The sequence below is a fragment of the Devosia neptuniae genome, assembly GCF_025452235.1.
GTDB lineage: Bacteria > Pseudomonadota > Alphaproteobacteria > Rhizobiales > Devosiaceae > Devosia.
In genome coordinates this window covers 523585-532786 of the sequence record NZ_CP104964.1, presented here as the reverse complement: position 1 = coordinate 532786, position 9202 = coordinate 523585, and the positions used below count along the sequence as shown (strand labels likewise).

The following is a 9202-nucleotide window of genomic DNA, read 5'->3' as shown; positions in this document are numbered from 1 at the left end:
TGCTCGCCTCAGTCGCTGCACCAACATCTCCCTAGCCGAAATGAAGACTGAGAGGACGTACGGCCGTGTCGACTGATGGTCGCGCGCTGACGCAGGCGTCGACGTGGACGCCACCAACCCGAGGTACTCAAATGACCCCACGTATAGCACTTGCCGCAGTTCTGCTGGCAATCGCGGCCAACCCGGTCTTCGCCCAATCAGATCAGGAAAGACTGATGCCCGATATCCAGTATCCCGAGACCAAACGTATCGATGTGATTGAGAACCATTTTGGTCATGAGATCGTCGACCCCTATCGCTGGCTCGAAGCCGATCCCGCTCACAACGCTGACGTCGCAGAGTGGATTGCGGCGCAGAATGCGGTGACCGATGACTACCTCGAGCGCCTGCCCGGGCGTGACATCCTTCGTAAAAGGATGACCGAGTTGCTGAGTTACGAACGCTATAGCGAACCGCCGATCAAGCGTGGAAGCCGCTATTTCTTCACGCGCAATGATGGCGTGGCCAACCAGGCCTCGCTCTTCTTCCGTGAAGGAGGGGCCGACGTCGACCGGCTTCTGATCGATCCCAATCTCTGGTCGGACGACAATGCCGACGCTCTCGGAGAATGGAGTGTTTCAGATGACGGCAAACTGTTGGCCTATGGGGTCCAGACCGGTGGCACGGACTGGCGGACGATCAAGGTCCTCGACGTGGAAACTGGTGAGGTTCTCGAAGATACCGTGCGATGGGCCCGCTACACGCGACTGGCCTGGGTACCGGACGGATCGGGCTTCTTCTATTCCCGTAGCCCTGAACCAGAAGCCGGGGTGGCAACTAGTGCTAATGTCACGAACCACGCTGTGTATTTTCATGCCTTGGGAACCGCTCAGGAAAAGGACCGCCTTATCTATTCGACCCCGGAAACCCACGGGTACTTGCACATTGCAGAACGGGTCAAGGACGGACGCTACCTGACAATTTACTCTACGCCCGGGACCAATGAGAACGCCCTGACGGTGGTGGATCTGGAAGACCGTGACTGGACACCGCGCCCTGTCGTGACTGATTGGGCTGCCCAATGGACGGTGTTTGCTAACGACGGTACCAAGTTGATGCTGATCACAACCGATGGTGCCGAACGCCGCCGTGTCGTCTCGCTCGATCTTGCCGAAGACGAGCCAGAACCCGTCGAGATTGTGGGTGAAGCGGACGGTAGCGCCGTTCTCAACGACATCGCGCTTCTCGGCGACAAGCTCCTGATCACTTACCTTGTTGATGCCAAGTCTGAAATCCGCCGTTTCAAAGCTGATGGCACGCCGGATGGAGCGGTTGAACTGCCGGGCATCGGCACCGCAGGTGGCCTCTTCGGAAGCGCCAATGAGGATGAAGCGTTCTTCGTCTTCAACAGCTTCAACGCGCCGCTCACCGTTTACCGCTATGACGCCAACGACGATACTGTGAAGACCTGGGCCGAGCCCGACGTCCCGGCGGATCTCAGCCGCTTTGTGGTCGAGCAGCGGTTCTTCCGATCCAAGGATGGCACCCAAGTGCCCATGTTCATCGTTCGCCGCCGTGATGTGACCGAAGCCGCTCCCACATTGCTCTATGGCTATGGCGGGTTCGGAATCAGCGTGCTGCCCCAGTACAACTCTCTTCGGCTCGCCTGGGTCGAGCAGGGTGGCGTCTTCGCTGTGGCCAATATCAGGGGCGGGGGCGAATACGGTCAGGCCTGGCACACTGCCGGACAGCGCCTGGACAAGCAGAATGTCTTTGACGACTTCATCGCTGCCGGAGAATTCCTGAAGAATGAAGGCATAGCGACCAGGAGCGGCCTAGCCATTCAGGGCGAGTCAGGCGGCGGACTGCTTGTTGGTGCCGTCACCAACCAACGACCCGATCTGTTTGATGCCGTTCTGCCTGGTGTCGGTGTGATGGATATGCTCCGTTATCACAAGTTCACCGGTGGCGCCCTCTGGTCGGCTGAGTATGGAAGTCCGGATGACCACGGCCAGTTCAGCAACCTTCTCTCCTATTCACCCTATCATGCGATCAAAGACGGCACCGACTACCCGGCCATTCTGGTGACCACGGCCGACGCCGATGACCGCGTCGTACCAGCACACAGCTTCAAATATGTCGCGGCCCTACAAGCAGCCGAACTTGGCTCGAAACCGCATCTTGCTCGCATCGAGACGCGTGCAGGTCACGGCGGCGGCATGCCCTTGGACAAGCTGATCGATCAGCACGCGGACATGTGGGCCTTCGCCGCTCGCTGGACGGGGCTTGAGATCAGGCCCCTTGATTGAAACGTCGATCAAGTGCGCCGCGCAGAAGAAGGCTCTTCTGCGCGGCACGATACGAATATTTCGGCGAATTTCAGCGTCAGATCGTCGGCTTGCTTACCGGAAATCCCACAACCGATATTATGCGAATCGAAGCAAAGGCGTTTCCCCGTTGGTGACGGCAGCTCTGCGCCCCAATTCGGCCATTGCCGTTGTAACCGCCCCTGCCCCAGAGCGGAACTGAGCAAGGCAGAGCACTCCGGCACTTTGCGCCCTCTTCCTCGCACTGCACGAATTCGTGCGCGCCCCCAAGCAAGCGACTTGAGCGGACGGCGGCTACCGGTTGTTTCGGCCAAAGCCGGCACCTCTTTGAGTGCTTCAACTATAAGGTCTCGTCGTCTCTTCTGCCTCCTCTTGAGCGCTCCGCAGATAGAGCTGAATCATTTCGCTGGGCTGCTGCGCAGAAGGGTATGGATTGCCCTCCTTCTCAAACCCCCATTCTTTCAGGATGGTTTGCATGATCTCGTTGCTGACCCGTGTCGTGGACAGGACGGGCTTGTTGCGCGTCACCAACATCAATTCGGTCAAGAGGCGTCCCATCTGCCCCTTTTTCCGGTGGGCCTCCTGAAGGTAAATCCAGCCCAGTTCGTAGGGATACGCAGCAGAGTTCAGGGCACTGCCTGCGTTGTCGAATACCTTCTTCCGGTAGACTGCCGCTGGCTTCTTGATTGCCGCGGTGCCGACGACTTCGCTATTATAGGCAACAATGCCCAACCTGAATGCGGTCTCGAGCCGTGCGCGCAGGCCGCCCGCCACCTCCCCACCTTGCGCGACTATCGCAGCGAAGTGGTCGAGTTCAACTTCCGTGCACTGGCCGGGAGGTTTGACCTCAATTGTGTAGTTGCGAAGGTCAGCCTTCATCCGCGCCTTCTGGATTGCCTCTGCAACGACGCTCCGGATTTCGTCTTCAGTCAGCTCGATTACAGGTTCGCCAGTCGCCTTCACGGTAAGCTCGCCGCCAGCCGCGACATGGTCAAAGATGCCGTCGTCTTCGACGATTTCCTTGTATAAATTTTGCAGGTATTTCTCTCGCACCCGCGCTTTCACAGGATCGTCGCGGTTGTCTTGACGAAACAGCGTGCGCAGCCGGGTTGAAACGTCGCCCGTTTCTCGCGTCAGACGGGTCACCAGAGCCTGAATTGTGCTCAGCGTGCTCTCAGTGTCGCCGAGTTGCATGTCGGCCCACCCGAGTTGGCTGGCCATGTTGCTAATACTAGAATCTAGCGACCGCTCGAGGTCCGACAGCTCCTCAGTTATCCGGCCCGCCGCGGCCTCAAACCGTGACGCGAAAGCGCGAGCTTCGGTATCGAGGAAGATTTTGAGAAGTTCTGATGGGTGCAGGGCGCGGTTTCGCGCGCCATCGCGACGGCAATAGACGCCCTTGGGCGTACAGTGGGGGCGTGTGGGGCTCGAAACGACTTCGATCCGTAGAATCGGCCTGTCGGTAAGGTTTTCGATGTGGATGTTTAGCGAGACGGGTGGCACACAGCCCATGGCTTTATTCAGGATCTGTAGGATGGTGCCATCACTGACATCGCAGCCCCTAACAATGCCGACCTGTACATTCTCGACCGTCTTCTCATCGACACCTGCAAGGATGCTGCCGCCGTCGTCTGAGTTGGCGAAGGCGACGAGGTCGTCGGCACTGATACCGTCCGGCAGCCTCTTGAAATCGGCACGCTCGCTCTCACCTTCTGCAAGCAACGCTTGCGTCATTTTGCTGAGTGTCTTGCTACGCTTTGTCGTCCCCATGCTGAATACCTAGCAGCGCAGCGCATTTACGCGAAGACCTTTCGTCGATCTCGCTGAGGGCGTTAACAACACTGCGGCACGGGAAGTCGGGATCCCATACGACGAGCACAACACTAGGTGAAAGGCGATTAAGCTGAGGGTTGAGCATCTAGAGTCAGACGCCGGACTTCGATGCCATAAGAAATTCACCAGTCGACCGCCCTCACCATGAGCACGACGTGGCGCACGACGACTGGTTTGGATGGAACGAGCTCAGGCATAGAGGTCGCAGTTCGGCCGTCGATCCGTACTGCGTGGCCTATTCAAACAACTGCTGTCTGCTTGCTCGGCCACGCCCGAAAGCCGACATTCCGCTGCCGGCCCAAACCGGAATCCCAAAATGCATATTGTGCGAACAAGTGGCCGCCCTGCTCGCTCATGTCGGCGAGCACGTGGCGTGGATGCCCATGCCTTTCGGATATGTCTCCGGCATTGCAAGCGCCCACTCATACCATCCATGCGTGGAACGTAGACGAGCTAGGCCGTGGCCACGATGGCCAGTACCAGGCACAGCAGGATCGCGCGACCAGCTCATTTGGCTGCCGCCAGCTTTGCCGCGAGCCGCGGCGCCCGACGCGCTGGCGGTGGTCGGTTAGCGAGAGCGACCCAGCCCGGCCATCAGAGCTAGGACTGCACAATTTGAGAAGATGTAATATGCCGCCATCGCCTGTGTGCCGCTTTGGCAGTGGCAAGGCGTCGACTGCCCCGGACGCCCCTCCTGTCTTTCAGATCGCTGGTTTGAAACACCAGTGGACAGGCGACACACTTGACGCGATCGGCTTCGTCAGATGGAACACACCAGACAACCGTCCCGGAGGTGCCCGTCGTCTTCCGGCTCAAGTCCGCCTAGCGTCTCGATCAAGGAGCGGTTGCCGCGACGGTCCTTCTTCCTCTGCTCGCTCTTCTCCCAATCGAGCTTGATCCTCTCGACCCGGGTCGGCTCCTTGAGTTGGCGCAGGGGCTCGTTCTTGACCCAGTAGAACTGTTCGCCGAACTGTACCGAGCGTTCCTCGTATCCCATCGCGAGTTCGAACAACGCCGGATGCGTCTCGAGCAGTCGAACCCACTCGATCTTCTGCTGGTAGAAACAGAAGTAGCAACCCGACCGGCTTCGACCCCAGTTCATGTACGGCGGCAAACCCAGGCCGGAGTCCTCCAATATCCGTATTATGTCGGCGCGTACGAGACCGTCGTCCTGGAAAGGATACACGGCCATGATGTTCGGCTTGGTGCTGATGTATCCTGTTCGGTTCTCGTCGGCACGTAGACCCACGTAATTCACGACCGGGCCGTTGCCGACGTAATCCTCGAAAGGCTTGAGCTTTAGCATCTTCGTGCACCAGCGTCGGTGGTTCGACGGCAGCATGCCTCGGTACACCGTCAGCCAATGATCGAAGCTGTCGGTCGGCGTGGTACGAACGATTGGTTTTCCGAGGACTGCTTCCAACCTGGAAATGTAGTCGTAGGTCTCGGGCAGTTCCTTGTCCGTGTCGTGAAAGATATACTCGATATCCGGCACACGGTCGCGGAGGTAGATTGCCAGCGCCGCGCTGTCCTTGCCCCCGCTGAGGCTGAGTATATGACGCGGCGGCTCGCCCGTGAACATGGAATCCATTTGTGCCGTATAGGCGGTCATCATGCAGCTCCGGAGTTGCTGGTGGCGTTGGCGCTTTCTTCCATGTCCCCGGCCTTCTCCAACTCGCGGAAGAGCAGATTGGTGAGGAACTGGATGCGTTTCGCGTCTCCTTGCGGGAGGAGATCGGAAAAGGCCGCCAGCGAAGCCTCTTCCTTCTTTGACAGCCTGGAGTCGTTTACCACCCGCACGTAGTCCCGACCATCGGGGAGCGTCAGGTTCACCCGGACGGCGTCCTCGGAAACCGTGGAGCCTGCCGTGGCGAAGGCGATGGCCTCGACCTTCGAGAAAAGCTCGGCAAGCACACCGACCTCCTCCACAAAACGCGCTTCGTCTCCCGGCGCCCATTTGGCCGGCGGTTTCGCGATCACCAGGCTGGCGAGGGCCTCGGCCCAGGCGTCCTTGGACAGACCCGCGTCACGCAGGCGAAGGGCGAACGCCCTCAACCGGGGCTCCCTGGCTGCGACCGAAACTCCCGATGCCCGCCGCGCCAGTACGTCCCTGTCGAACCTAGACGGCTCCTCTCCCAGGGCGGTCGCGACGCATGTCACGATCCTCTCGAGAAGCCTGCTGTAATCCGTCTGCAGCTCCGCGATCGCTTCGCTCAAGGCAGTGACGAAATTCGCTGCTTGGTCCGATGGCGCGGGAACCTCGAGATCGAATGCGGGAAGCCCGCACGCGATCGGCAAGGTCACGAACATCAAGGTGGCCGGCTCGGTGGCGGTAAGCAGGGCATCGCGCACGGCGGTGGCCGTGGCGCCCAGCTTCCGGCTACGCCGGGTCTGCTCGGGTAGTCTGGCGGCGAACTGGCTAAGCTCCGTCACGATGTCCAGCAGGACGGGTCGGCGGTCCTTGCGATCGCGGATGAAGGCCTCCGCCAGACGGCCGAAAACTTCGGCCCGCACGCCTTCGACACTGCAGTACTGGACTTCGAACGTGCCCGGGGCCTTGATCAGGCGCATGAAGTCCAGCGGACCGAACTTGGCCAGGAATGTACCGTCCTCGTACATGGCGAGTTCATGCCCGTGGATCTTGAGGACGCATGCAAGCAACAGCGGCGCCAGGCCATCGCGGACCCCGTAGGGAGCACCCCGGAGGTCGTCCAGGATCATCTTGATCGAAACCCTACCTCCGAGCCCTTGGCGGATGAGGAAGATGATGCGCTGCATCGTCGGGAAGAGCAGCAGGGGGTCGTCCCCCGACGGCTCCACCAACTCGAACGAGTCTCCCTTCTGGACGTGCAGGCCTCCCTTGGCGAAAATCGACAGGTACATCGATTTTTCCGGGGGTGCCTTGGTAGGGTCTATGCCGAACAGCGGTACTTGGTCGTTCTTGAACAGGCCCTCGATCAATCTCATGCGGGCGGACGACGCGGCACTGCTGATGGCGTTCTTGTTTATTAATTCGTTGGCGACCCTGGGGGCCAGGCCGTAGCGGTCGTCGCATATCCTCGACAGCTCGTTGACCAGTCCCTTCGAGGCTTCCATCGGTTCACCGCCGTGGAACCAGCCGACGTCCGCGGAAGGAGCACGCCGCATCGACGAGACCGCCGAGAAATGGCTCTCCAACGACCTCTTGGCTTCGTGGATCTGTCGGGAAACCTCTTCCGACGCGATGAGGTCGTCCACGAGTTCCGGCGTGTTGTCCCGGACCCATTCCCAACTCCTGACGGACAATACCTCCGGTGCCAGGAACGCGACGGGCCTGGTGACCCCGCATACCAGTCCCGGGTGGACCAGCGTCAGTTCAGCCGCGGTCTCGGTAGCAGCGCGTTGCTGTTCGGATGTGTTGGGCAGCAGGAGAAGGACGGAGCCGTCCGCTCCCGCAGCATAGGCATCATCGCGCGCCTCCTCGTTCCATGCGGCGCAACGCAGCTCGAAGAATCGCATGGTGCCACTCTCGAGATAGTGGCGCCGGGCAAGCAGGGTCTGTCGCGGGACAAGCCTTGCCATCGTGGCCGCCACGTCCTCGATCTGCCCCAAGGTGCGAACCGCGTTGCGGTATGCTGTCTCCAGGTTCAAGCTGGTGTTGGGCCAAAGCCTGAAACCGGTGCGTTCGCCTCGGTCGAAAAGGATGCCGGCATCCAGGAGCGCACCCACCGCTGCAGTCACATGCGCATGCGGCATCCAGGAGAAGCAGGCCGAAATGGCGCTTGCGGTCGGCAGGAGATCGTCGGAGTCCAGGAGGTTGAGCAAGCCTACCGCCTTGAGTAAGCGCACCTCCAGGTCGGGACGATGCCTGTGGGCATCGATGGTGTTCACAATCCGCAGCCACTGGTTCTGGAAGCCATGCCCGGATAGGCGATGTCCGAAGTTCGCCCGCACGTAGTCGTACATGTCCGAAAGCGAGTACCAACCGGCGCCGACTTCGGTTGTCTCGCTGAAATTCTGCAGTCCGAAAGGCTCGTCCGAAAGGAGGAAGCCGTACAAGGACCTCTCGTTCTGACCGAAACGCGAGAAGAACCGCACCAGGGGAGGCAGCAGCGTGGGGTGGAGCGGGTAGATCGAAGAGGCGTCCATGGTCGACAAGCCGCTGGTCGCGCCGCCGAGCCAGCCCATCGTCCCGGTGGTGCGGGCAGCCTGCCTCGCCTCGTCGACCACCATCGGGGGAACGCCCGTGACCCCCAGTGCACCTGCGATTAGCGCGGCGGTGTGAGCGAGCGGCTGATCGAAAACTATTTCCTCGAAACGTCCGGCAACCTTGTCCCATTCGTGCCTGACCGACGCGGGAAGGCGTTCGGAATACGCGTGGAAGCCCTGGTGCAGCAGGCCGATGACGAGGAACGGCCGATCGCCGCTCCGCGAGGCCGTTTCCGCAATGCGCTGGAGGAGGAAAACATCCTCGCCGCCCGGGTTCTGCGCTGCATGTTCCAGCAGCTTCCCCAACTCGTCGACGATCAGGATCACGCCGGCGCCGTCGGCGCTCGCCGCCTCGCGAACCGCTTTCAGGACATCGTCGATGACGAACTGCGAGTTCGCGTTGCCGCCAGGTTCCAGGGCCTCGCGCAACTGCGATACCCGCTTCCGCCGGTCCTCGCCCATGTGATCGAGGCTCGAGGCGATGCCCCGCTTGATCGCGTCCGCGAATCCTTCGCGGGCTCCCGTCACCAGGACGGGCCAAAGCCGACGTTGGTCGGCACCGTGTCCGGCGCCGATCGTCCGGGCGATCCGTCCGGCTTCAGGACTGTCCGTGCCGCTCAGCAGATGGGCCAGCATCAAGGCGAATGAGGATTTCCCGACGCCGTAATCACCGGTAATGCGCCACGCCCGCTGAGTTGAACCGGGTTGGACGCCCTTCGATATCCGGGCCCATGCCCCGGCCATCGCCGGCGTGACCACGTAATGCTCGAGCGCGTGCGGGTCGGAGAAATCCCGCTCCAGCTGTACGGACCGAAGGAACCGGGACGGCACGCGGAAGAGATCGGAAAGTTTCCTTGTTCCTGGGTCGCCCATTG

4 protein-coding genes are annotated in these 9202 nt (G+C 60.7%); 1 reads left to right on the top strand and 3 read right to left on the bottom strand.

What is annotated here, in order from left to right; translation table 11 throughout:
• The first annotated feature begins 131 nt into the window (after positions 1-131).
• The gene (locus N8A98_RS02500; protein ID WP_262165505.1) at positions 132-2288 is read left to right on the top strand and encodes a prolyl oligopeptidase family serine peptidase; all 2157 of its coding nucleotides are present in this window, start codon (positions 132-134) and stop codon (positions 2286-2288) included.
• Between the two features lie 354 nt (positions 2289-2642).
• Here the strand turns inward: N8A98_RS02500 and N8A98_RS02495 are convergent, their stop codons facing one another.
• The 3 genes from N8A98_RS02495 to N8A98_RS02485 all read right to left on the bottom strand — a co-directional run bounded on the left by N8A98_RS02495 (position 2643) and on the right by N8A98_RS02485 (position 9200).
• Positions 2643-4040 carry an AlbA family DNA-binding domain-containing protein gene (locus N8A98_RS02495; RefSeq protein ID WP_262165503.1) on the bottom strand — a complete coding sequence of 466 codons (1398 nt, stop codon included), beginning with the start codon at positions 4038-4040 and terminating at the stop codon, positions 2643-2645.
• 859 nt (positions 4041-4899) lie between these two features.
• Positions 4900-5751 carry a phosphoadenosine phosphosulfate reductase family protein gene (locus N8A98_RS02490; RefSeq protein ID WP_262165502.1) on the bottom strand — a complete coding sequence of 284 codons (852 nt, stop codon included), beginning with the start codon at positions 5749-5751 and terminating at the stop codon, positions 4900-4902.
• Positions 5751-9200, bottom strand: coding sequence for a hypothetical protein (locus N8A98_RS02485; protein ID WP_262165501.1), 3450 nt, complete (start codon positions 9198-9200; stop codon positions 5751-5753). The genes N8A98_RS02490 and N8A98_RS02485 overlap by 1 nt, the downstream gene beginning before the upstream one ends.
• Positions 9201-9202: the final 2 nt, after the last annotated feature.